We start from the raw sequence: 23,857 nt of genomic DNA on the forward strand, positions 1-23,857 counted from the left end.
CCTTGCTAAGGGGAGGTATAGAGAGGGAGGTGCCACAGGCGGTGGGGTTATTTTATGCATCTTCATACTAAAATGGTATCAATCATTTACTATTAATCACTAACAATTAATAATTAATTATTCCCTAACCCGGCTTTAAAACAGTCACAGCATATTGATTGGGCGAAAGAAAATCTTGCGCCAATTTTTGCATATCATGAATATCAAATGACAAAATATTTTGCGGATATGTAACTGCTAAATCAGCTTGAGCAACTGTATTATAATAACCATAAAGTCCAGCAATTTGATTGGGAGTCTCGGTAGAAAAAGCATAATCATTACACAATAACCTTTGACAACGTGTTAACTCTTGTTTAGTAACACCATTCTTCAGCAAGTCTTCTAAATGCAAGCAAATTAAAGATTCAACTCTTTCTAAATGTTCCGGTTCCAACCAAACCGTAATAGTAAATAAACTCGATTCTTTTTGCAGCGAAAAATTACTACAAATACCCTGGACTAATTGCTCTTCTTCCCGCAAACTACGCACTAAACGCGATGTTCTTCCTTCCGATAACAATGCCGAAAGTAAATCTAAACCATAGGCAACTTTTAAATGTTCAATTCCCGGTGCTATCCATCCCATTATCAACCGCGCTGTCTCAAGTCTTGGTAAAGAAATCTCTTGACGACGAATCCCTACAATCAAGGGTTGTACAACTTTTTCTCTCTGCGGACAAATACAATCATTTAATGCTAATTTGGGAACCTTAAAAGTTTTTTCTACTAATTCTAAAGCGCTTTCTTGACCAATTCCACCAACAATTACCACCGTCATATTTTTCGGTTGATAATAGTGACGATGAAAGCAACGCATTGCAGAAGGAGAATGTTGTAAAATGTCGTTTTCAGTTCCTAAAATTGAACGTCCATAGGGATGTTGCGGGTAAATACTACTAATTAAATGCTGATATCCTACCCAATCTGGGTCATCCGAACAAGAACGAATCTCCTCTAACACAACATCACGTTCGCGTACAAATTCATCATCAGGAATCGCCGCATTTAGCAACATATCTGCTAACTGTGGTAACGTCTCTTCTAAATATGAAGCCGCAGCAGCAAGAGAATAATGTGCATAGTCGTAACTAGTCGCTGCATTGCTAACTCCACCACGATTTTCGATATTATGGTCGAACATACCAGGAGCTAGATTGGTGGTTCCTTTAAATATCATATGTTCGAGGAAATGCGCCATTCCAAAGCAAAATGCTGGCTCTTCAATGCTCCCAGCACGTACCCAAATATCTGCCACAACAACAGGTGTTGTGGATATTTCTTGATGAATGAATGTTAAACGACTATCCAGTTTGGATATCAAGGCTGGAAACTCTGTATTATTCTTTGTGTATAACAATTATTTGTAATCGCAACTACAATTTAACTAAATTCTAACAACAATAGCTCTTAATGGAGCTGTTCTTCGACTCGAATTATACAAATTTACCGCAAAATGATGTGAAGCCGCTCTATAAAACTTGCCCGAAACGACCTAAGGGATTTTCGGAAAATAAAACATCTCAGTTATATACTTATTCATCAATAGATATCTCTGAAAATTAATGATGCGTTCCCCAGAACCCTTGTAGAGACGTAGCAATGCTACGTCTCTACGTCTTTTCCACTCCTATGTCTAATCATATCATTCGTAGTCCTGGGGTCTCCCCAGCCCTAAAAAAGTTTGGGGCAATTTAGTTCTGTAGTACGGTATACCCTACCATCTTCATCGGTTAGCACATAGCTATTAGATATTGCAGTTTTGTAAATAAACGTTTACATTTGTTTACATAAAGCAATAAAAGTTTGTACGGGAAATAATACTTATGATGACTATATTGATTACATTATTCGTAGTTGCTTGGGTTGCAGCATCTGTATTGGGTACATTAGCGTATTTCATGGGTGAACAAAGAAAGCCTATTCACCAACGTAACTGGGCTTCAGATTCTTTTGATAATTTGGCAAAAAACCTGACAGGAAAAGAAATCGATTATAGCGATCGCATTCCTGGATATGCGGTAGATGCTTAAGTTAGCTAAATACAAATAAAACACACCCCTCTCCAACCTCTCCCCTTACTAAGGGGAGAGGCTTAAAATGCGTAATTTTCGCGTTAATTAGAACTAATTTTTACACTTCCAGCTTGACAGTCACGCAACCAAACATCAACAGCTTGAGCAACCACGCCATTACTGCTTTCGCGTGGGGGACTTAGAGGTTGTTTTGTCACTGGAAAGGAGCCTATTTGGGAAAACATCATTACTTTACGCCAACCACTACCAGTTTTCGTTAACAACAACCAGTGAAATTGTTGTAGTTCTACGGATTTACCAGCAGTATACTGGCGCTCCAAAGTCGTGAAAAATACTTGTTCAATTCCTTCCGAAAGAGTTTTGGTAGTATCGCTACTCGTAGTACTTGGGTTTAATGGTAGAGGTTGAAATTCTGGTTTCCCAGCTGCGATCGTATAGCTAAAGGTGTCACCTCTGCGAGTGAGGCGACGAGCGCGTTGACTGGCTCGATTGGCATAGCTAGGTAAATCGCGCAAAAGATAAGTTGTAACCGATTCTATTTTTTGTTCAGAGCAATATGTTCTATTGTTGTCAGTATTTTTATCAAATTGGGTTTTATTAACCGCAAGTGATGGGTTAATATCTTGTGCAGCAATGAGAAAGCTAAAAAAACTAAGCCAAAAGATGTTTGACTTCATGTCAAATTTTTGACCTCTTCACAAATTTTTTGCCATGCGATCGCAGGATTCTCAGCAGAGGTGATGGGACGACCGATGACGAGATAATTTGCTCCGGCTTGGAGAGATGCGGCGGGTGTAAAAGTGCGTTTTTGGTCGCCTTTGTCTGCCCACTCAGGACGTACACCAGGGCATACTAGCAGAAAATTGTTACCGCAGGTCTGGTGTAGTTGTGCCACTTCTTGAGGTGAACATACCGCACCATCTAAACCCGATTCTTTTGCCATGAGTGCCATCTTTAAGGCATATTCTGGCAATTCTAAGGGAACGTGTAAATCAGAGGCTAGTTGACGGGAGGAGATGCTAGTAAGCAGGGTGATGGCGATTAATTTGGGTGGTTTAACATTAGCTTGGCTTGCACCTTCCTGAACGGCTTCTGCGGCAGCTTTAAGGGCATCCCGTCCGTTAGTGGAGTGAATCGTGAGTAAATCGACTCCGTAACGGGATGCAGCGCGACAAGCACCAGCAACAGTGTTGGGGATGTCGTGGAACTTTAAATCGAGGAAAATTCGTTTTTGGCGAGATTTGAGAACTTCGAGAATTTGTGGTCCAGTATTCGTAAAAAGTTCCAAACCAACCTTCCAGAAAGTGACTTCAGGGAGTTGATTAAGGAGTGCGATCGCATCTTCAACAGTTGCGACATCTAGGGGAACGATAATTTTATTATTGGGCATTGGGGATTGGGAAGTTATCAATTTTTAAGGAACTAAGCGAAGAAACTTCTTTTTTCCAAGTTGCAAAACTTTACTTTGTAATTCTTCGGAAGTAGGAAAAGTGGCTTCAGCATCGGTAATTTTTTCCCCATCTAGACGAACTCCCCCTTCTTGAATTTTTCGTTTACCTTCCTTGTTGCTTTCACACAATCCACTCACATTGAGAATTAACGCTAATCTTGCCGGAAATTCGACATTTGAGAGTGAGAATTCGGGAATATCACCCTCCTGACCTGCCGATTCTGCTGCTTTCTTGGCTTCTATCGCTACTGCTTCCCCGTGGTACTGCTTGACAACTTCCCAAGCCAACATTTTCTGTTTTTCCCGTCCATTATCGGGCAAACTATCCAAAGGTAAATTTGTTAACAATTCAAAATACTGCTCTAACAAATTGTCAGGGATTGCCTGTAATTTCTGGTACTTTTGATTTGGATGTTCTGACAAAGCTACGTAATTACCCAGAGATTTCGACATTTTCTGTACGCCATCAGTACCAATTAGAATTGGTAGGAGCAAGCCAAATTGAGGTTTTTGCCCAAAATGACGCTGCAAATCCCTACCCAGGGCAATGTTAAATTTTTGGTCAGTACCACCCAATTCCACATCTGATTCCACCGCTACGGAATCATAGCCCTGCATCAAAGGATACATAAATTCATGAAGAAATATGGGATTTTGGGTTTTATAGCGTGAATCAAATCCTTCTTTCTCAAGCATCTGTCCAACAGTCATTGTGGATAGTAATTCTAAAATTTTTCCTAAATCTAGCCGAGAAAGCCATTCCGAATTGTAACGTATTTCTAAGCGTCCGGGTGTATCAAAGTCTAAAATTGGACGTACTTGATCGAGGTAGGTTTTGGCATTTTGCTGTACATCTGATAAAGTTAATTGCCGTCGCACGTCCGATTTACCTGTAGGGTCGCCAATTCTGGCTGTAAAATCACCGATAATCAAAACAGCCGTATGTCCAGCGTCCTGAAAAGCTCGTAATTTCCGCATAGGTATGCTATGACCAAGATGAATATCAGCGCCAGTTGGATCGATACCGAATTTTACCCGTAAAGGACGGTCAGTTTTCGCTAGTAAGCTTTCAATATTATCGTTTTCGCTGTTAGAATCGATTACTTCTGGAAAAATTTCTGTGGTTCCGCGACGCAACCACGATAAATTATGCGTCATATTGAAAAGTTGATTATGAGCCTGATTACTGGTACTGTTTTTCACAATAGAAGTCAAATTGGTTATATTCACTATTAATTTTGTCTAAAAGTTCATCTGCCAAACTAATATATAGTCACAAAAAATCAATCAAAAAATCAACCGCCCTGCTTCGCCCAAGAAATTACACTTATACATACAAGTGAGGAAGTGAAATCGCCGTGTCGTCTAGGACTTTTGAAGATAAAAAAAACCGAGGTCAGACTACATCTGGTTTGGAGTTTGTAAAGGGAGTTGGTCAGGTGACTGGCGGAACCCTTTTAGCCATAACCATGCTGACAAGTTCTATTGTAGCCGGAGGGCTGGTAGGTTTAGCTATCAGTTTCCGTAACCTACCCGATGTCAGACAGCTACGCAACTTTTTCCCCTCCGAAACTACTTACGTCTACGACGTTAAAGGCAAACTTCTCTCAAGTATCCACGGGGAAGCAAACCGCGAAGTCGTTCCCCTCGATCGCATTTCCCCCGAACTCAAACGGGCTGTATTAGCGAGTGAAGATGCTGATTTTTATTATCACCACGGTATCAATCCTAAAGGTGTAGGACGTGCTGTAGCAAGCAACTTAAAGTCTGGGGGTGTGCGGGAAGGTGGTTCAACTGTGACAATGCAGTTGGTCAAAAACCTATTTCTGTCTCGTCGTCGTGATTTTACCCGGAAAATTGCTGAGGCTGTATTAGCTATCCGTCTGGAACAAATTCTTTCAAAAGACCAAATTTTGGAGATGTACCTCAACCAAGTGTATTGGGGTCACAATAATTATGGGGTACAAACTGCTGCACGCAGCTATTTTAATAAGGGTGCAGAAAATTTAACCTTGGCAGAGTCAGCAATGATGGCGGCTTTAATTCAAGCTCCTGAAGATTATAGTCCTTTCGTCCATCCCAAAAAAGCGAAGGAACAGCAGACGATCGTCTTGTCGCGGATGCTGACTCTAGGTTGGATTAGTCAAGAACAACGCGATGCAGCTCTGGCAGAAAAAATTAAGTTAGGTAAAATACGCTCATTTCAAGGAAGTGCTTTACCTTTTGTTACCAATGCTGTGTCGGCGGAATTGGCGAAAAAATTTGGTCGTGAGGCACTTCTCAAAGGTGGGATGCGTGTGCAAACTACTATAGATAGCGATTTTCAACGTATGGCGGAGGAAACTGTCACTAAGTGGCACAATCGCCTACTTGGTCAAGGTCTATACAAAAACCAAATGGCATTAGTGGCTATCGATCCTCGTACCCACTATGTTAAGGCTCTTGTGGGTGGTGTTGATTCCAAGACGAGTGAATTTAACCGGGCAACCCAAGCTTTACGTCAACCAGGTTCTTCGTTTAAGCCTTTTGTTTACTATGCTGCCTTTGCCACAGGAAAGTATAGCCCATCTTCCACGGTTGTAGATGCTCCCGTTGGCTACCGTGATGGCGATAATATGTATTATCCCCGTAACTATGATGGTAGTTTCGGTGGTTCCATGACAATTCGTTACGCTTTAGCACAATCCCGTAACATTCCCGTAATTAAGCTCGGTAAAGCGATTGGCATGAATAAAGTTGTAGAGACTTGTCGCATTTTGGGAATTACAAGTCCAATGGAACCAGTTACTTCTCTACCTCTAGGTGCGATCGGTTTAACACCTCTGGAAATGGCTAGTGCTTATGCTACATTCGCCAATTATGGCTGGCAATCTCCTGCAACTGTGATTGTCCGAGTTACAGACAGTAGTGGTAATGTATTGCTTGATAACACGCCTAAACCCCAGCTAGTTCTCGACCCCTGGGCTTCAGCAGCTATTATTGACGTGATGCGATCGGTAGTTACTGAGGGTACTGGGAAAAATGCTGCGATCGGTCGTCCGGCTGCTGGTAAAACGGGAACCACATCGTCAGAAAAAGATATCTGGTTTGTGGGAACTGTACCGCAGTTAACAACGGCAGTCTGGATCGGTCGAGATGATAACAAACAACTGGCAAGCGGGGCTACAGGTGGTGTTACCGTAGCCCCTATTTGGGCTGATTTTATGCAACGGGCACTTAAAGATGTACCTGTGGAAAACTTTAAGCCGACTTCGCAGTTCCCACGTCCCAAAGGAGAATAGGGGTTGTGAGTTAGGAGTTAGGAATTAGGAGTTATGATTTATAAATGTGAAGATGCGGTGTATTGCGTCTTCACGGGAGTGATGAGTTTGTCAGTAACCCAGCCCTAAAGGGACTGAGCTTGCATGTCGAAATCAAGCAAGCTTGACCACCACCTATAAATAGGTAGCCGTTATTTGAATCACGACACCCTGGAATGCGTAGCTAGTTCCCTGCTCTGTCGCTTGTAATTAAACAGTTCTAAGGTCACTGGAACAGTGTTGCAAGCCTAACAAGCTCTAATAACAGGTCGTTCGCGCTGAGTCGCAAAGCGACACGCTGCGCGAACGCGTTCCCGTTCGTCGAAGACGTTCCGTTGGCGTAGCCGCCCTTTTAGGGCTAGGTAGGGTAGCTAACATTACCCCAGAAATGGGAGTTGGTTTTTCAGGTTTCCAATCAAAAAAACCTGAACAAAAACTCAAGATTCAATGCCGTTTTAACGGCTCGTGTCGCTTCCCACGAGCGCCCTAAAGGGACTGAGTTTCCAGCATACCGTGAGGTCTTATGAACTTTTGAGTTAAATTGTTTTTTTAATCAAGCTAATTAATTTTTGAACTCTTAATTTCTAACTCCCAACTCCTAACTCCCAAATAATTCCTTACTTTTGCTTTTCTAATTCAGTTTTCATGCGCTGCAATGTCATGTTCATTTGGTCAAACATTTGTTGTGGAGTCACCCCAAATTGACCAAGTTGTGTCTTTAGCTGTTCCATAGTCATTTGAGCCATGAAATCTTCTGATAGCTCAAACCGCTTCATAAAGATACGGTAGCGCTCCATCATTGCTTCCATTTGCTCGATATATAGCTTTTTGCCTTCACGATCGAACCTTCCATAGTCATTACCAAGCTTGATAAGTCCTTGATAATCTTCAAATAATTGTTTTGCTTCCTGTTGGATAATATCAGAGTCAAAGAATCCCATGTTGCTCCCACTGGACTGAGTTATTTTTCTCAGTAGCTTTCATACTTTCGCCTCTTGTTTTATTCTAGTCCAGAGCGATATTTTGGGAAGTTGCGGTTCAAGTACGGTTTTTTACCGAGATTTCAACACTTGACTAGAAAAGCTGGAGGAAAAAGGGGAACAGCCAAAATTGATCGGTGGAGATTAACGGGCAGATGATGGGGATGGAGCGATACTTCTGTTCCCCGCAGGGGTTCCCAGAGACTAGGAACTGTTGCGATGGTGAAAGCACCCACCAAGGGCGATCGCATTTTATTCTCTTTAATTATGTCAACATACCGTACTATCTATAAAAACCCTGGATAATTTATTTTTGATGTTCCTGATGATGTTTAATTAAACGGGTTACTCTGCTATTCGTAAAATTTATTTGAATTATGTTTAAAAATCAACATAAAAGCCGCAGTGTTGCTGCTGTTTTAGCTTTTAGTGGAACGCTGACAATTTCTGGGTTGCATAAATTTTATTTAGGTCAACCCTTATGGGGTATTATTTACGTTTTACTTTCTTGGACACCAATTCCTAAGGTAGCGAGTGCAATTGAGGGAGTTTGGTTTTTAGCACAAGATGAAGATACTTTTGACCAAAATTTCAATTTAGGAAAATCGGCAAAAATTTCCCAAACTGCGGGTAAACAAGTTGCTTCAATTGCGGATGCTTTGCGAGAGTTGGATACTTTGCGTCAGGATGGTTTAATTACAGAGTACGAATTTGAGCAAAAACGTCGTCAGTTGTTAGACCATATTTAATAATTAAGTTAGGAATTAAGAGTTATGAGTTAGGAATTTTGTAAAATATCGAATCTCATTTTTCAAGTCTCTTGTGTGGTTCCTTAGCCTATTTTATTCCCTTAAATCTAGGCTATTGACTTTGATGAAATTTTCGTGCTTTTGGTTCATGCTATTTTGTGTCGTCATAAAAGGGCAAACATCCGTTTGCCCCTACCCGATATGATCTTTGACATCACAGATTTTGTATGAATTTTTAATCTCTAAAAGCCACAGAGTCAACAGCCTACCTTAAATCCTCCTTTTCAAGGGAGAATTTGAATTAGTTCTCTCATTTTTAAGGAGGTTAGTGGGATACAAAAAGCTTTACTGCAAGTGCCTAATTTCTTAATTTTATGAATCCTTTTCAATTTAACGCGAGATTGCAGAAACTACGAAATCAAATACTGGGTAATCCTTATTACCGCTTTCAGTCAGCAGAAGAAATTGCGATCGCATCTCAACTTGGTATCAGTATTGATGCTAATAATGCTACTGTTGATGATTGGTTAAGGTTGCCTGGGTTGTCCATACACCAAGCAAGAATGCTGGTTGAATTGTCCCGTTCTGGTGTCAAATATTACTGTATTGAAGATATTGGAGCAGCATTAAGTATATCTCCTGCCAGGTTTGAGTATTTTCAAGTAATACTTACTTTTAGTTATTACGATGATGAAGCGATAGAAATTGCGACAAAATTTATTAATATTAATACCGCAACTGTAGACGCGATCGCAAATGTTCCATTCATTAATTCACTGTTGGCTGAAGCGGTGGTAAAAAATCGTTTGGAGAATGGATTATATCGAGATATTATAGATTTTCAAAAGCGTTTAAATTTATCGGGTGATGTATTAGCCCAGTTGATGTATTATTTAAGATTCTGATATTTTTATGGAGAATTTGAGAGTCAGTAATCAAGAACAGGGAATTTTAATGCCTGTATTCTGACTTCTGACTCCTGTATTCTGACTTATTATAACTAAATCGTCCCAATTTTATTGATAGGATAAAAGCGAAATACGGCTCTACCAATAATATTCTCCTTGGGCACAAATCCCCAGTAACGGGAATCGTAACTATTGTTGCGATTATCTCCCATGACAAAAAATTGGCTGGGAGGAATTTTGATTTCTGGAAATGCTTGATTTGGTGGTTCAGCTATGTAATTTTCTGAGATAGGTTGCCCATTTAAATAAACTTTACCCTCTTTGATGCTGACTGTTTCACCTGGTGTAGCAATAATACGTTTAATAAATGCTTGGTCTTTGTCTATTTTTCTTTGACGTTGTAGTTCTAATGGGGGGTTAAATACAACGATGTCGCCAAACTGGGGTTGTTTGAAGTGATACAGTACTTTTTCTACTACTAGCCGATCGCCTTCAGATAAAGTTGGTACCATCGATGGTGAAGGAATGTACCGAGGTTCGGCAATAAAAGTACGAATGAAGAAAGCAAGTAGAAGTGCGATCGCAACTAATGTGACATTTTCACGAATATTTCGCCATAATTGTGAAGAAGCTGAAGTGTCTTTTGCATTATTTTCCTGGGAAGCCATATTAGTTTCAATCAAGTTACACAACTGAAAAGCATACTTTGATTTTTTTCAAGTTCAAAGTATGCTGCTGTTTCTTTACTATTTAGTTACATTTATTTAATATTACATGCACACTATTAACGCAAATTCTCCAAAATATTTTCCAACGTTTTATAACCCCATTTCAATGTCATCAACCCACAAGCGATCGCAATGAACAAACAGCCAATAATACCTGTATTTAATGATATTGGATAAGCAAAATAAATACTTGTTCCCCAGTATATAGCTGCAACCAGCAGTCCAATCATTGCTCCAGCAGTAAAACGCATAATCAATATACTCTTACCTTCCTGCTTTGATTTGGGAGAATTGAGGTCAGACGATGATGTTTCCATAAAAATATCTATAGTTTTAAAACAGTTGAAAATAGTATTTTAAATTTACACGAAATTTTTAGTTTACGCTTCACCCAGATGGGTAGTAATAACTTTTATCCTCATAGTAAATGAGGTTTCAGTAGAAAACGGTAAAGTTTTTTCAACTTTACCGCTTTTGATTTCAAATTCCAGATTATTTTAGATATTGGATTTAATCCAATATCTAATAACCTATTCCCCTGCTGGAGTTAAAACTGGTGGTTCGGGACGTTCCCCAGGACGAACAACAACATTATTGTTTTCATCCACGTCAACTACGGCAGTATCACCTTCTTTAACGCGACCTGAGAGAATCTCTTCAGCCAAGCTATCCTCTAACAAGCGCATAATTGCCCGACGTAGTGGTCTAGCTCCGTAGCTGGGATTGTAGCCTTCCACAATCAGACGCTCCTTGAAGCGGTCTGTAACTTCCATCGTGATGCCTTTTTCACCCAAGCGTCCGAAGACTTCCTTGAGCATAATATCGGCAATTTCCGTAACTTCAGCTTTATTCAACTGACGGAAGACGATGATTTCGTCAAGACGGTTGAGGAACTCAGGACGGAAGTAGTTTTTGAGTTCTTCGTTAACCAAGAATTTAATCCGATTGTATTGGGAGTCGCTTGCGTCTTCGGCAAACTCGAAACCAATACCACCACCACCTTTTTCGATTACCTTAGAACCAATGTTCGAGGTTAAAATCAATAGGGTGTTTTTGAAGTCAACGGTACGACCTTTTGCATCCGTCAATCTACCGTCTTCCAAGATTTGCAGTAGCATATTAAATACATCGGGGTGAGCTTTTTCGATTTCATCGAAAAGCACCACTGTGTAAGGTCTGCGACGTACAGCCTCGGTTAACTGACCGCCTTCGTTGTATCCTACGTAACCTGGAGGCGAACCAATCAGCTTGCTGACGGTGTGGCGTTCCATATACTCAGACATATCTAAGCGAATCATTGCTTCTTCAGAACCGAAGAAGTAGGAAGCTAAGGATTTTGCTAATTCGGTTTTACCAACCCCGGTAGGACCAGAGAAAACAAAGCTAGCAATAGGTCGGTTAGGATTTTTCAAACCTACACGGGCACGGCGAATTGCTCGCGAAACTGCTTTGACAGCTTCTTCTTGACCAATCAGTCGTTGGTGTAGGGTGTCTTCCATGTGCATTAGCTTTTCCGATTCGGATTCGGTCAGCTTATTGACAGGTACACCCGTCCAAGATGCGACGATATGGGCGATATCTTCCTCTGTAACTACAGGTTCATCGCCACCTTCGGTCTTGGTTCCGGTTGCTTTGTTTTGAGCGATCGCACGGATTTCGGCTTTGATTTCCATTTCGCGATCTCGCAGTTCCCCAGCTCGATCGAAGTCTTGCGATCGCACTGCATCGTCTTTCTCTTTGAGAATCTGACGCAGTTCCTTATCTAGTTCTTTCGCGGCTGGGGGTAATTGGGAGTTAATTAAACGCACCCGCGAACCAGCTTCATCAACTAAGTCGATAGCTTTGTCCGGAAGGAAGCGGTCAGATATATAACGGTCGGATAGCTTCGCAGCAGCCACCAAAGCTTCATCGGAAATCTTCAGCTTGTGGTGTTGCTCGTAGCGTTCACGTAAACCGTACAAAATTTCTATCGTTTCATCTACCGAGGGTTCGCCTACCATTACTGGTTGGAAACGGCGTTCTAGGGCTGCATCGCGTTCGATGTGCTTGCGGTACTCGTCAAGCGTTGTCGCCCCGATACATTGCAACTCACCCCGCGCCAAAGCTGGCTTGAGGATATTTGCTGCATCAATTGCCCCTTCGGCTGCACCTGCACCAATTAAGGTGTGAACCTCGTCAATAACTAAAATTACATTTCCTGCCTGACGAATCTCATCCATGATTTTCTTCAGGCGTTCTTCAAATTCGCCTCGATATTTGGTTCCTGCTACCAGTAAACCAATATCTAGGGTGACTACGCGCTTATCTTCAAGGATATCAGGGATATCTTTGGTGGTGATGCGCGATGCCAAACCTTCTGCGATCGCCGTTTTTCCAACCCCAGGCTCACCGATTAATACTGGGTTGTTTTTAGTCCGGCGACCAAGAATTTGAATTACTCTCTCAATTTCTTTGGCGCGTCCCACCACTGGGTCAAGCTTGCCGTCAGCCGCCATTTGGGTCAAGTTTGAACCAAATTCGTCCAACGTCGGGGTCTTTGTCCGGCTGGATGGACCACCTTGTGTCACCTCAGCAGTTTCGCCTAACATCCGAATCACTTGGGTTCTGACTTTAGATAAGTCAACCCCAAGATTTTCTAGGACTCTGGCTGCGACTCCTTCCCCCTCTCGGATTAAGCCTAACAACAGATGTTCGGTGCCAATATAGTTGTGCCCCAACTGTCGTGCTTCTTCCAAAGAGAGTTCCAAAACGCGCTTTGCCCGTGGCGTAAACGGAATTTCCACAGCTACAAAGCCTGAGCCTCGACCTATGATTTTCTCTACCTCAATCCGAGCGTCTTTGAGATTGACACCCATCGATTTCAGTACTTTTGCTGCTACTCCGGTACCTTCACCAATCAAACCCAGGAGGATTTGTTCGGTACCGACAAAATTATGCCCTAACCTTCGAGCTTCCTCTTGGGCGAGCATGATAACCTTAATGGCTTTTTCTGTGAAGCGTTCAAACATATGGCAGTTTTCCCATCACCTGCGGCGTGCCGGTACGCTGATTTTAGCACAGCCAAAACAAACCGATCCTGTATGAAAGATACATACGTTAATCGGAGCTTAATCAGATTACGGGTTTCCTGCTGAAATATTTATTACTTTTACTTCGTTACTATACTGAAATGCTTGACTTTGAGAGCCTTTTAAATGCTGTATTTCCGGCAATTAATCACTTTTGTGGCGTTTTTGCCAAAACTGCTCCCAACTGAAAATATTTATCACATTTTTGAGTTCCTGTCAAGATTAATTTAAACTTTATGCAGTGTTTTTGATGCGATCGCGGGCACAAACTTCAAAAATTAATATTTCTCAGAATATAATAAAGATTTGTTAAGAAAGTACAAAACTACATTCAGAAGGCAATATTGAGTAACTTAAGTCACGGAAGTTAAGAAGAAGTAAACAACCAACCAAATGATTTGAGGTGTTCTGAAGTAATTTGATGCCAAGTTTTGAGAGAATTGGGGAATTGGGGATGTTGAATATCGCCAAGCCAGAGAATGAGGGCATCTTCGTCATTATCCTTGTAATATCGCCGCCTACGTCCAGCTGTCTTGAAACCAAATTTCTGATATAAATTAATAGCACTCAGATTAGAAGCTCGTACTTCTAGGGTTGCTCGCTCCAAACCGCGATCGTGAGCTGTCTTGAGTAGGGAAAATAGCAAAGCTTGTCCCATCCCTTGCCGTTGATATTGGGGATGAACAGCTAAAAGCGTAATGTGTGCCTCCTCTAAAATTGACCAAAAGCAGCCCATGCCTAATAGTTCCATAGTGGAGAGGGGAGAAATTAGACCAAGCAAATCGCTGTTGGGGCTGGCTATTTCTCGCTGATATGCGTCCAACGTCCACAAACCGCCAAAACAAGTTTGATCCAGTTCTAGCAATGCACTAAGGTGTGTTTCTGTCAATGACTGAAGTTCTAAATTGAATGTGTTCACGCTGGTTGATATTTATAGTCTAATGGACGGTATTGTTGACCTTCCCTAGCTTTTTTCGACTTGAGAGTACACCGTGGCTGTAAACTGGGTATGGGAATATTTGCTCATTCCTACTAATTTCTCAAAAATTTAGAAATTAGGAGTTAGGAATAATAAATTTATTGCGTTTGGCTGTCGCAGTGAAAGCGAACTTCGGGATAACTGCTCCCATGCTCCCGTTCAAGTAAAAAATAAAATCTAGACTTCAGTATAGATTTTATACAACAGCTAATAATTAGAGTTTATAGGTGTATGGTGGCGTAAATCCAGATTTTTTACTAACCTTGACAAATTAAGTTTACAGGTTTTCTTTCTTTAACTCTTAACTAGTAACTTCCACAGGCGTGATTAGTCGCGTCTTTACAGCTAAATCACAACTCAAGACTTTTAATTTAAGGATAGCTCACACAGTTATGGTATCGACTCATCCGACTGAGGTTCAAAATTTCGGTAGTAAGTATTTACCTCAGATTAAAAATAATAATATTGAAATTTCTCCTAATCAGGAGTTGCTACCGCTAACAGCCAGAATCAACAATCAAGATAATTTAGAAATTGGTGGCTGTGATGTTCAGAAATTAGTTCAGCAATTCGGTTCGCCTTTGTATATATTGGATGAAACCACATTGCGTGCAGCTTGTCGGCAATATCGTGATAGTTTTAAACGCTATTACAAAGGGGAATCGCAAGTATTGTATGCTTCCAAAGCGTGGAGTTGCTTGGCAGTTTGTGCGATCGCCAATCAAGAAGGACTAGGAATTGATGTCGTATCTGGAGGGGAACTACATACTGCCCTGAATGCGGGAGTTAACCCCAGTAAAATATACCTCCACGGGAACAATAAATCACGAGAGGAACTAGCTTTCGCAATTGAAGCAAAGGCAACTATTGTAGTTGATAACTGGCATGAACTAAAAACTTTGGTCGAAATGGGTTCCCTGAAACAACCCATCCGGATCATGTTACGTCTGACACCTGGCATCGAATGCCATACCCACGAATATATTCGTACAGGACACCTCGACAGTAAATTTGGATTTGATCCTAACCAACTCGACGAGGTATTTACATTCGTCAGCAAGCAAAATGGTTTAAATTTTATCGGGGTTCATGCCCATATCGGTTCGCAAATCTTTGAGCGTCAACCCCATAGAGACTTAGCAGCAGTAATGGTACAGTGGTTAATTCAATCTGCAAGTCACGGTTTAAATATTACCGAATTAAACGTCGGTGGTGGTTTGGGGGTTAAATATATTGAATCTGATGATCCCCCAAGCATTGAAGAATGGGTAAAACCGATTTGCGAAGTGATTCAAAATGCTTGTATTGAGCAAAATTTACCCCTCCCAAAATTATTATCCGAACCTGGACGTTCTTTAGTGGCGACATCCTGCGTGACAGCATATACGGTTGGCTCGTCGAAAGAGATTCCCGAAATTCGCAATTATATTGCGGTTGATGGTGGGATGTCAGATAATCCTCGTCCAATTACTTACCAGTCGGTTTATCGTGCAGTCATTGCTAACAAAATGTCGGTAGCTTGTACAGAAACTGTGACAGTTGCCGGAAAACACTGCGAGTCAGGGGATATTGTAATTAAGAATGCCCAACTACCAAAAACTGAGTCAGGAGATATTCTGGTTGTGATGGCGACAGGTGCTTACAATTACAGTATGGCATCGAACTACAATCGTCTGCCCCGTCCGGCTGCGGTATTAGTTGCTGATAGCGAGGCAAATATAATTTTGCAACGTGAAACATATCAGGATTTACTTCGACAAGATTGTTTACCGGAAAGGCTGAAAAATAGTTAGAAGTTATGAGTTATGAGTTATTAGTTATGGGTTATGGGTTATGAGTTATGAGTTATGGGTTATGAGGTATGAGGTATGAGGTATGAGGTATGAGGTATGAGGTATGAGTTAGAGTAGTGGGGTAAATAAAACCTTCTAATGCTTAAGAAAGCAAACCCTAACCCCTAATTTTCAAGTTCCTAACTCCTAATTTCTAAATCCTAAATCCTAATTTCTAACTCCTAAATCCTAATTTTTAATTCCTAACTCCTAATTTTTAATTCCTAACTCCTAATTTTTAACTATTAACTGTACGTTCGCTCATTTTTGACCCAAAAATTTAATTAAGCCTCACAGGGCTTGTAATCCAGACGATTCGGTCAACTCAGGTATTTTTGGCTCGTACAAGGTTTTAGCCATTTTTATGATTTGTACTTCCCTAAGCCTTAAGTCGACGCTTCTAGAAGCCTGATACGAAGGTAGTAAACGTTACTTAGAAATGACTATTTACTTAAAAATAGCCTTTTCCCTTTTGAATTAAGGCTTTAATTGAACTTAGAGTTTTAAAATAAGCGAACGCCCAGTATTAACTTTGTATTAGCGGCAAAATATTTAATTCCAGATGTCATGAAAGATTTGTGGAAGCAATGGCTGATAGCCGAATGGTCGCACACCTTGCTGCTAAAGACACTGGATATAGTATTAGTGCTGGCGCTGACCTATATGATGCTAGTTCTAATTAACGAGCGTCGGACGCTGTGGATGGTGCGAGGTTTTATTATATTAATGTTGGCTTCAGCCCTCTCCCATCAGTGGGGACTGGAACTGTTGAATTTTGTTTTAGAAAAATTGGTAATTGGTTGTGCAGTAGCTATGGCAGTTGCACTTCAATCGGAGTTTCGCAGATTTCTAGAAAGGCTGGGACGTGGGGAATTTCGCCAGATGTTTCAACCCTCCAGTCTGACGCTTCCTAAATCTGATAGTACGATCGATGAAATAGTGGAAGCGATAAAGGAACTGTCGAAAAACCGAATTGGGGCTTTGCTGATTATAGAAACTACAGGTCCGATCGACGAACGGGATTTTTCCGTACCTGGTGTAAAGCTGAATGCTGAAGTTTCTAAGGAATTGATTCAAACTATTTTTCAGCCCAAGACACTTTTACATGACGGTGCTACATTAGTACGTGGCTCGCGGATAATCGCATCAGGTATAATTCTACCGCTTTCGGGACGCACAGCCTCGCGCCAGTTGGGAACTCGCCATCGGGCAGCGATGGGTATTACTGAGCGAGTCGAAAACTGTATTTGTGTCGTTGTATCAGAAGAAACAGGTTCTATTTCTCTAGCAGAACGGGGAACCCTAAATAGACCATTAACGATCGCGAAACTAAAAGACTTGCTTGAGGAAATGTTTTCTCCTAATGTAGATCGGGAAGCTGTTGCACCCGGATTGCTAAGTTTGGGAAGGCAAATCCGTAGTAAGGCGCTTTTTATGGTTTCACGTTTACTCGGATTACCATCGACCGCTTCTCGGAATAAAAAATGACAGCACAACAAACAGAATTGCGAGTTTTACCTTCTGACCTGAAACGCGAATTATTACCTAGACATGTTGCGGTGATTATGGATGGCAATGGTCGATGGGCTAGGCATCGAGGATTACCCCGGATTATGGGACATAAGCGGGGAGTTGATGCTCTTAAAGCATTACTCAGGACTTGTGATGATTGGGGGATTGAATCGCTGACGGCTTATGCTTTTTCGACTGAAAACTGGAAACGTCCGGCTGAAGAAGTTGATTTTTTGATGAGTTTATTTCAGGTGGTTTTGCGCCAAGAGTTGCGTGACATGATGAAGGAAAATGTCCGGATTAAGTTTGCGGGGAATTTAAAGGCATTACCTCCTTCATTGCAAGAAGAGATCCAGAAAGCGATGGAGGAAACCCAGAATAATCGCGGCATCCAGTTTACTGTCGCCACTAATTACGGTGGTAGGGAAGAAATTTTATCTGCTTGTCGCGCGATCGCACAACAAGTTAAGGATGGTTTGCTTGAACCTGATGAAATTGACGAGGAAGTTTTTGAGCGCCATTTGTATACTGCTGGGATTGAAGACCCCGATTTGTTAATTCGTACAAGTGGAGAAATGCGGATTAGCAATTTTCTCCTTTGGCAAATTGCTTATACGGAAATCTATGTGACGGATGTATTTTGGCCTGATTTTGATCGTAATCAGTTTCATCAGGCTTTGTCTTCTTATCAGCAGCGAAGTCGGCGATTTGGGAAAATTTAAATTGAGAGATTTAAATTGAGAGGTTTAAATTGAGAGATTTAAAATGAGAGACGACCCACCGGGTCGTCTGTACGATAGTTAGGAGTTAATATTATTCCTAACTCGAATTAAATTTAGGGTCCCGCAAATACGGCTTGTTCGATATCTTGCCGACTGAGAGAATATTTGAAAGAACGCAGGATATCTTGTCCGTCTTCTCCTGCTTTGACGTAGCGAACGGTAATTTGCTCAGTATCTAGCCATAATTCGGCATTCCAGTTAGATTTTTGCAAACGCCAAGAATGCAGTTCTTGGTTATCTTGCTGGCAACCTTGTTCGCGTAACCATGCTTCGATTCGCGGTAAGGAGTGGTTGTATAAGGGTGTGTCTGGGGAGATAACCATAATTTAGGAGTGAAACACCATGAAAGTGACTGTGGCTTTGTTAGGGTCGTTTTAAGCTGAATAATTTAAAGTAAATTTTTAATAAGATATATTGAATATTTTATCTTTGATTGGTCCATAATTGTTGGCGAAGTTTGGTGTACTTACCAAGTGTGTATTTTGGGTCAATGGTTGAGGAATAGATTGAAAAAATGGTTGTTCGGTAGTATCACCACGGATTATCCCAATTGCGATCGCAAGTAATAAGCAGCCCAAAAGTGTTATTCCCATGATAAACAGGGCAAATAATTCGCCTCCGGAAAGTGGTCTGTCGGTAGCATCAAGATAGGCTGATTTTCCCCAGTCGTAGGAACGGGAAACCTGTTTATTTAAGTCTGGAGGTGGTTGGATGACTCCAAAGCGCGAATAACCGATTTTGAGGTCATAGTTAAATCGTTGTTCTGGCTTGGTGAGGGTTGCGTAAGCTTCGTTTATTTCCCGAAATTTAGCTGTAGCGACAGCATCAGGTAACTCAGTTGTATCTGGATGATAGCGCTTGCTGAGTTCGCGGTAAGCACGACGAATATCAATTACCGATGCTGAAGGATGGAGTTCTAGCAAGGAGTAATAGTTAGATTTTACTTGCGGTTCGCTGCGTTGTTGCATTTCACCGTTTTGGTTCACTGCCCGTTGTTGAATTATGTTTATCAAGCTATCAAGCTTTTCTTATTTTAGAGCAAGTTAATTGTGTGCGATCGCAGTTAGGGACTTCCAAAGAAAAAAATATCCCAATCATAAATTTACTAATTGCATCAATGGAACTGTTAAAATTTTAACGATTTCCCCTATCAGAGTAAATAAGAAGACTAACTATCGTACAGTTTAGTATCGCAGGTTGGCAAAGATAGTATTTTGGAGTGCGATGGAAAAATCTATTTAGTAGAAACGAGATTAATCACGTCTCTACTAAATAGATTGGTACTATTTTATTGTTCTGTAAAACAGTAGAAAAATAACTTCTATCTTAATAAGTGAGGTTTATTTTGTACTATTTTCTCTAAATAACTGTATTTTGACTTGCCTCAGTGATATCAGAGAGGATAGACTCAAAGCCTTTACGAATTTCCGCGAGTTGTCTTACTCCAGTGTTAGAAGTAGCGATCGCACTTTCTTCTTGTTGACGTGCGGTTGCAATTTGCTTATCAATCTCGCCATAAACTTGTGTTTCTACTTCTGCAAATATCTTATCTACTTGAACTTCAAGATTTTTTCCAATAGCAGTAAACTGACTCGTAATCACTTGACGAGCTTCAGCCATTTTATCTTGTCTTTCTGCTTCTTTTTGCATGGAATGGGCATCTAAACCAGCGCCAACTACTGCCAGTACAGGACCAAGAAACATAGTAAAATTAGCAAGGTCTTTAGCAATTCCAACGGCTTGCCAAGGCTTGAAATTCACACCAACAAATTTTCCTACACCGTAAACTACATGATGAAGATTGCTTCCTGCTACATTCGTGGCATTTAAAAACCCTTGACCACTAACTCTACCCGTAGCAAATTTATCCCAATGAACTCCTAGCACATCACCAATTTTTTGTAATGCTTCCACTTGACTTTTTAGTCGCTCAACATTTGTATTATTATCAATGTTTTTGGCAGATAATTTTTGTGTATTTTCCAAACAGCTTATAAATGTTTGTGCAAGGTTACTCTGTAATACTTCTTGAACTTCTTCGCTAATCTCTTCAATTGCCACTGATAACAAATCTTCTAATTTTTCTGTGGTGTTATCATAATGATTCTGTACATTGAACTCGCTTGCTATATTCAGTTTTTCAAAATCTTCCTGAGTTTTTGTCCCCACAGAATATGCTAATTTAATTCCCTCGTTTGCAATTGCGGAGGACATTTCTAAAGCGACACTATGAAATTTTGTTCGCAAGCGTTCTCTTTCCTTATGCACTGTTCGAGATAATCGTGTCAGTACTTCTAAAAAAGTGGTATCTTGATTAGAATTGCGCGTAAAGCTTAATTGAGCTTCATCAACAGAAGCTAAAACAATTCGTACTGGTGTATCAAAACGAGTAAGTGCGGCGCGGCGTTCGACAAAATTATTTAAAGCATCAATAAAAGTTTGGAAACGACTGATTTCTATGAGAAAATCATCATCTTGATCTATACCTTCACAATAATCTTTTGCATCGATAAAACAGACAGGAAATTCATTGAGGCTGTAGGGCTTAAGTGCCTCTGCTAAACTTTTACGATAATTAGCAATTTTTTGCACTTCCTCTCCTGCCTCATCTGACATTTTATTGATGAGTAGCATCATTTTCCATCGATAACCTTTTTCATAAGCTAGCTTCTTGAAATTTTCTACTGTGATTGAATCAAAAAGCATATAAGTGAGACTGAAAACTAATAAATCGGCTTTATTTATTGCCTCATAAGTAATTTCATCATGGTCTTTACGGTCTGTAAATAGTCCTGGTGTATCTATTAATTTAATACAATTCCAGTCATAATCAGTAGTTTTATCAGTTGCAATATCAGAATCTATTTTAATATCTCTTCGTCCTGTAAGTGCAGAAATCGTAGTAGATTTACCTGCATTATATTGACCAACAAAAGCTACTGTAATAATCCCATTCTCACGATATTCTTTGATATCATCACCTAGCTTTTTGCGGATAATACTGAATTCTTGTTGATTACATTGAGCTAATATTTTATCAAATGCTAAACACATATTTTTAAATTTAGCAGCGATATCAGAGGCATTAAATTTTCTTTCTTGAGACATTTTTAGCTACTCCTACTTATTTTTTATTACTTAGCACATTTGGTTTTTATTGAGTTGATTCTCGTGAAATTATATAAACATCTTCTTGTAACACTCGATTAATTGTTTCTTGAGATTTTTTAAACTGCAATTCAGACTTTGTTATAATTTTTATACTTCGTCCAAAATCACGTTGTACTTTACTAATAGTTTTGATAATACCTTCATCTGTTAATGGTTCGTATTTATCAAAACACCAATCGATAATGCGCTTGGCATAAGCACGATTAAGATAATTAGCAGAGCTATCTAATTGAGTTTTAGCTTTTACGAGTTGCTCGCTTATTTTTTTTATACCCTGAATCAATTCATCGAAGTAGTTATTAATATTAACGGCTACAGCATCACAATACTTGCTAAATTCTTCTTTAGCTTTAGTAAGCATTTTTTGTTGATAATCTTCTAATTGATTATTTAAAGAGTTGCGAATATTTTCCACTGCTTCGCGGCGTTTTTGCTCCTTAGATTTGAGAAAATTGGAAATAACACTTAAAACAGTACCAGCAATTCCCAGGAAAATACCAACAGGTGGAGCAATAAAGATTGCAAACGCTCCTGCTATTCCTAGCAGGTTTCCACCAATACGCAACATATCTTTAAATATGATACGATCCTGTTCATTCAACTTAAAACTGCCAGCCTCCAATTTAGCAACAATTTGTAATTCAGTACCAATCTCTTCTAGTATTTCCTCAACTTCATGATTGAATTTTCTGCTACTTTCTTCAAATGCATTATTTAATCTGTCTTGGAACTTTAATGTTCTTAGCCTATTTTCCCATTTTGCTTTCAACTGATTTTCATCAGCATCCCAATTTTCTTCTGCAAAAGGTTGAATTGTATCGAATGCGTCTTTAAAAACTGTCTTAATTTGCTGTATTAAATATTCATGATTATCCCTAGATGCCTTTGTGATTCCCTCTTGAAACTTATCATGCATATTTTTCAAGTTGTCAGTCAAGTTTTGATAAGCTTGTACCTGCTCAGTCACCCATTTGTTAGGCTCCTCAATTGCACCAACTGTAGAACCAAGTAAGGTTTGAGAACGTCTAATTACTCCATGCTCAACTAAAGACACCCGAATAGCATCAAGAAAATTTTGTATACGGCTTGCTTTAAATAGCTTGTCTTTATGTTGCTGATGTTCTGCTTCATGTGACATTTGTGCAGCCAAAAGCATCACAGGAATAATATCAAAGTAGTCGTTAGCGTAATACTGTTTGGCGTAGCGACGGATGCGTTCAATATGTCCACCTAAACCACTTGTACTATCCATTACAAACAATTTATCTGAGTCTTTTAAGAAATGTTCAAACCTTCGAGTGTCCCGGAGATTATTTTTAACGTTAAGTAATATAATTAGGGGTTTAGCTTTTTGTTTTAAAAGCTGTAAAAATTTAAATTCTGTTTCTTGAATGCTGTCGTTTGTGACTACATAACAAATAACATCAGATTCTTCGATAATGCTTTCGGCAATTTCTTCATCACTTTTACCACCAGGCGCACCAATTCCAGGAGTATCAATAATCCGAATATTTTTCCACTCATAAACCCGATTAAAACGAGTTGTACGCTGTTTACCTACACCAATAGCATCCCAGCCATCACCTGTAATAATCGCGTGGAGCGTGCTTTTGCCTGCTTTTGTTTTACCTATGAAGGCTATACTGAAATGCTTTAAAGCACGTTCTTTTGCACGTAGCGATTCATGTACCCCTTCAAGCTCTTTGAGAGTTTCAGTCGAGAGCAAATTTCTAGTACTCTCAAGCTGTTTTGCGACTTCTTTGGCTGTATTAGCTTGTCCTTTGCTACTTGTTTCTTTCTGTATTGCTTCAGTAGCCTTTTCTATATTTTTTGCTAAATTATCAAGAGCATAATAAGTACTTTTCAGTGAATTTTCTGCATACTTATAATCCTCAGCTGCTATTGATTTGCATTTTTGTATTGCTCTATCATAGTCAGGTCCTGATAATAATATTTCCTTACGCAGTTTCTCAATTTTGCGCCCAACATTTCCAGGAGCAACTTTTGCTAAATTGTCTATAATTCCCCTTGATAAAATAGCATCAGTACCCTTTAGTAGGCGCGCACCAAATGATAGCTCATATTTTTCTAAATCGCCATAAATGCGTTTAACTTGACCAAAGCTTTTTGCTTCTTCCAGTAACTTTTCAATTTCTGTTTCCGAGTAGTTCCAAATTTTTGTTACCCGGTCTAGCATTTCGCGTTCTAGAGGTGAAAAATAACCATCTATATAGGCAATTGCTAGTAGGGAGCATCCCACTTTTTATTTAGCGAGCAAAGATTAATCCATTAAGGTAAGCACAACGGTGAGCAATGACTTGAGG

The 23,857-nt window shown here is 40.1% G+C and carries 21 protein-coding genes; 7 read left to right on the plus strand and 14 right to left on the minus strand.

The genetic code is table 11. From position 1 onward, the window contains the following. Positions 1 to 124: 124 nt before the first annotated feature. Positions 125 to 1,363, minus strand: coding sequence for a M16 family metallopeptidase (locus CK510_RS07160; protein WP_095721065.1), 1,239 nt, complete (start codon positions 1,361 to 1,363; stop codon positions 125 to 127). Positions 1,364 to 1,868: 505 nt separating this feature from the next. On the opposite strand from CK510_RS07160, the gene CK510_RS07165 reads away from it, so the two are divergent. Further along, a complete protein-coding gene (locus CK510_RS07165) occupies positions 1,869 to 2,072 on the plus strand; it encodes a photosystem II protein, Psb35-related (protein WP_211293120.1) in 204 nt (67 codons plus the stop codon). An 83-nt stretch (positions 2,073 to 2,155) separates the two neighbouring features. Here CK510_RS07165 and CK510_RS07170 read toward each other — a convergent pair whose 3' ends face one another. Genes CK510_RS07170 through tyrS form a run of 3 tightly spaced genes read right to left on the minus strand, consistent with a single transcriptional unit; the run spans position 2,156 to position 4,683 of the window. Continuing rightward, the gene (locus CK510_RS07170; protein ID WP_245911904.1) at positions 2,156 to 2,752 is read right to left on the minus strand and encodes a hypothetical protein; all 597 of its coding nucleotides are present in this window, start codon (positions 2,750 to 2,752) and stop codon (positions 2,156 to 2,158) included. Then, positions 2,749 to 3,465 carry an orotidine-5'-phosphate decarboxylase gene (gene pyrF, locus CK510_RS07175; RefSeq protein ID WP_095721048.1) on the minus strand — a complete coding sequence of 239 codons (717 nt, stop codon included), beginning with the start codon at positions 3,463 to 3,465 and terminating at the stop codon, positions 2,749 to 2,751. Before pyrF ends, CK510_RS07170 begins: the two co-directional genes overlap by 4 nt. A 24-nt stretch (positions 3,466 to 3,489) precedes the next feature. Continuing rightward, positions 3,490 to 4,683 (minus strand): tyrosine--tRNA ligase, encoded by a 1,194-nt coding sequence (gene tyrS / locus CK510_RS07180; RefSeq protein WP_211293119.1) that lies wholly within the window; start codon positions 4,681 to 4,683, stop codon positions 3,490 to 3,492. 200 nt (positions 4,684 to 4,883) lie between these two features. Here tyrS and CK510_RS07185 point away from each other — a divergent pair, with 200 nt between their 5' ends. After that, positions 4,884 to 6,806 carry a transglycosylase domain-containing protein gene (locus CK510_RS07185; RefSeq protein WP_095721050.1) on the plus strand — a complete coding sequence of 641 codons (1,923 nt, stop codon included), beginning with the start codon at positions 4,884 to 4,886 and terminating at the stop codon, positions 6,804 to 6,806. A gap of 635 nt (positions 6,807 to 7,441) precedes the next feature. Here CK510_RS07185 and CK510_RS07190 read toward each other — a convergent pair. Together CK510_RS07190 and CK510_RS31585 are read right to left on the minus strand one after the other, a co-directional pair. Beyond that, complete coding sequence (locus CK510_RS07190; protein ID WP_095721051.1) at positions 7,442 to 7,765, minus strand: DUF1825 family protein; 324 nt, start codon at positions 7,763 to 7,765, stop codon at positions 7,442 to 7,444. A gap of 122 nt (positions 7,766 to 7,887) precedes the next feature. Further along, complete coding sequence (locus CK510_RS31585) at positions 7,888 to 8,055, minus strand: hypothetical protein (RefSeq protein ID WP_158224857.1); 168 nt, start codon at positions 8,053 to 8,055, stop codon at positions 7,888 to 7,890. Between the two features lie 126 nt (positions 8,056 to 8,181). Between CK510_RS31585 and CK510_RS07195 the strand changes: the two genes are divergently transcribed. Both CK510_RS07195 and CK510_RS07200 read left to right on the plus strand, forming a co-directional pair. Then, positions 8,182 to 8,553, plus strand: a complete 372-nt coding sequence (locus tag CK510_RS07195; protein WP_095721052.1) for an NINE protein — start codon at positions 8,182 to 8,184, stop codon at positions 8,551 to 8,553. Positions 8,554 to 8,927: 374 nt separating this feature from the next. Then, positions 8,928 to 9,458 (plus strand): ComEA family DNA-binding protein, encoded by a 531-nt coding sequence (locus CK510_RS07200; protein WP_095721053.1) that lies wholly within the window; start codon positions 8,928 to 8,930, stop codon positions 9,456 to 9,458. 95 nt (positions 9,459 to 9,553) lie between these two features. Here CK510_RS07200 and lepB read toward each other — a convergent pair whose 3' ends face one another. The 4 genes from lepB to rimI all read right to left on the minus strand — a co-directional run bounded on the left by lepB (position 9,554) and on the right by rimI (position 14,176). Then, positions 9,554 to 10,129 carry a signal peptidase I gene (lepB, locus tag CK510_RS07205; RefSeq protein WP_095721054.1) on the minus strand — a complete coding sequence of 192 codons (576 nt, stop codon included), beginning with the start codon at positions 10,127 to 10,129 and terminating at the stop codon, positions 9,554 to 9,556. Positions 10,130 to 10,245: 116 nt separating this feature from the next. Beyond that, complete coding sequence (locus tag CK510_RS07210) at positions 10,246 to 10,506, minus strand: hypothetical protein (protein ID WP_245911906.1); 261 nt, start codon at positions 10,504 to 10,506, stop codon at positions 10,246 to 10,248. Between the two features lie 213 nt (positions 10,507 to 10,719). Beyond that, complete coding sequence (locus CK510_RS07215; RefSeq protein WP_095721056.1) at positions 10,720 to 13,197, minus strand: ATP-dependent Clp protease ATP-binding subunit; 2,478 nt, start codon at positions 13,195 to 13,197, stop codon at positions 10,720 to 10,722. 427 nt (positions 13,198 to 13,624) lie between these two features. Continuing rightward, positions 13,625 to 14,176, minus strand: a complete 552-nt coding sequence (gene rimI / locus CK510_RS07220; RefSeq protein ID WP_095721057.1) for a ribosomal protein S18-alanine N-acetyltransferase — start codon at positions 14,174 to 14,176, stop codon at positions 13,625 to 13,627. A 452-nt stretch (positions 14,177 to 14,628) separates the two neighbouring features. Here rimI and lysA point away from each other — a divergent pair, with 452 nt between their 5' ends. The 3 genes from lysA to uppS all read left to right on the plus strand — a co-directional run bounded on the left by lysA (position 14,629) and on the right by uppS (position 18,302). Next, positions 14,629 to 16,029 carry a diaminopimelate decarboxylase gene (lysA, locus tag CK510_RS07225; protein WP_095721058.1) on the plus strand — a complete coding sequence of 467 codons (1,401 nt, stop codon included), beginning with the start codon at positions 14,629 to 14,631 and terminating at the stop codon, positions 16,027 to 16,029. 606 nt (positions 16,030 to 16,635) lie between these two features. Further along, on the plus strand, positions 16,636 to 17,556 hold the full coding sequence (gene cdaA / locus CK510_RS07230; protein ID WP_095721059.1) for a diadenylate cyclase CdaA: 921 nt from the start codon (positions 16,636 to 16,638) through the stop codon (positions 17,554 to 17,556). Beyond that, a complete protein-coding gene (gene uppS, locus CK510_RS07235) occupies positions 17,553 to 18,302 on the plus strand; it encodes an undecaprenyl pyrophosphate synthase (protein WP_095721060.1) in 750 nt (249 codons plus the stop codon). Before cdaA ends, uppS begins: the two co-directional genes overlap by 4 nt. A gap of 113 nt (positions 18,303 to 18,415) precedes the next feature. Here uppS and CK510_RS07240 read toward each other — a convergent pair whose 3' ends face one another. From CK510_RS07240 to CK510_RS07255, 4 genes are all read right to left on the minus strand, one after another. Continuing rightward, positions 18,416 to 18,685, minus strand: a complete 270-nt coding sequence (locus CK510_RS07240) for a DUF3143 domain-containing protein (RefSeq protein WP_095721061.1) — start codon at positions 18,683 to 18,685, stop codon at positions 18,416 to 18,418. 78 nt (positions 18,686 to 18,763) lie between these two features. After that, complete coding sequence (locus CK510_RS07245) at positions 18,764 to 19,330, minus strand: J domain-containing protein (protein WP_095721062.1); 567 nt, start codon at positions 19,328 to 19,330, stop codon at positions 18,764 to 18,766. Between the two features lie 391 nt (positions 19,331 to 19,721). Beyond that, positions 19,722 to 21,470, minus strand: coding sequence for a GTPase (locus CK510_RS07250; RefSeq protein ID WP_095721063.1), 1,749 nt, complete (start codon positions 21,468 to 21,470; stop codon positions 19,722 to 19,724). 46 nt (positions 21,471 to 21,516) lie between these two features. Next, entirely contained in the window at positions 21,517 to 23,793 is a 2,277-nt protein-coding gene (locus CK510_RS07255) for a GTPase (RefSeq protein WP_095721064.1), read from the minus strand. Positions 23,794 to 23,857: the final 64 nt, after the last annotated feature.

This window comes from Brunnivagina elsteri CCALA 953 (genome assembly GCF_002289455.1).
In the GTDB taxonomy this organism is placed as follows: Bacteria; Cyanobacteriota; Cyanobacteriia; order Cyanobacteriales; family Nostocaceae; genus Brunnivagina; species Brunnivagina elsteri.

Coding starts and splice junctions, on each gene's coding strand:
- CK510_RS07250 (WP_095721063.1), bottom strand. CDS start 21,470: ATGTCTCAAGAAAGAAAATTTAATGCCTCTGATATCGCTGCTAAATTT.
- CK510_RS07240 (WP_095721061.1), bottom strand. CDS start 18,685: ATGGTTATCTCCCCAGACACACCCTTATACAACCACTCCTTACCGCGA.
- cdaA (WP_095721059.1), top strand. CDS start 16,636: ATGAAAGATTTGTGGAAGCAATGGCTGATAGCCGAATGGTCGCACACC.
- CK510_RS07245 (WP_095721062.1), bottom strand. CDS start 19,330: ATGCAACAACGCAGCGAACCGCAAGTAAAATCTAACTATTACTCCTTG.
- uppS (WP_095721060.1), top strand. CDS start 17,553: ATGACAGCACAACAAACAGAATTGCGAGTTTTACCTTCTGACCTGAAA.
- CK510_RS31585 (WP_158224857.1), bottom strand. CDS start 8,055: ATGCGATCGCCCTTGGTGGGTGCTTTCACCATCGCAACAGTTCCTAGT.
- CK510_RS07165 (WP_211293120.1), top strand. CDS start 1,869: ATGACTATATTGATTACATTATTCGTAGTTGCTTGGGTTGCAGCATCT.
- CK510_RS07190 (WP_095721051.1), bottom strand. CDS start 7,765: ATGGGATTCTTTGACTCTGATATTATCCAACAGGAAGCAAAACAATTA.
- tyrS (WP_211293119.1), bottom strand. CDS start 4,683: ATGACGCATAATTTATCGTGGTTGCGTCGCGGAACCACAGAAATTTTT.
- lepB (WP_095721054.1), bottom strand. CDS start 10,129: ATGGCTTCCCAGGAAAATAATGCAAAAGACACTTCAGCTTCTTCACAA.
- CK510_RS07195 (WP_095721052.1), top strand. CDS start 8,182: ATGTTTAAAAATCAACATAAAAGCCGCAGTGTTGCTGCTGTTTTAGCT.
- lysA (WP_095721058.1), top strand. CDS start 14,629: ATGGTATCGACTCATCCGACTGAGGTTCAAAATTTCGGTAGTAAGTAT.
- CK510_RS07215 (WP_095721056.1), bottom strand. CDS start 13,197: ATGTTTGAACGCTTCACAGAAAAAGCCATTAAGGTTATCATGCTCGCC.
- CK510_RS07210 (WP_245911906.1), bottom strand. CDS start 10,506: ATGGAAACATCATCGTCTGACCTCAATTCTCCCAAATCAAAGCAGGAA.
- CK510_RS07170 (WP_245911904.1), bottom strand. CDS start 2,752: ATGAAGTCAAACATCTTTTGGCTTAGTTTTTTTAGCTTTCTCATTGCT.
- pyrF (WP_095721048.1), bottom strand. CDS start 3,465: ATGCCCAATAATAAAATTATCGTTCCCCTAGATGTCGCAACTGTTGAA.
- CK510_RS07200 (WP_095721053.1), top strand. CDS start 8,928: ATGAATCCTTTTCAATTTAACGCGAGATTGCAGAAACTACGAAATCAA.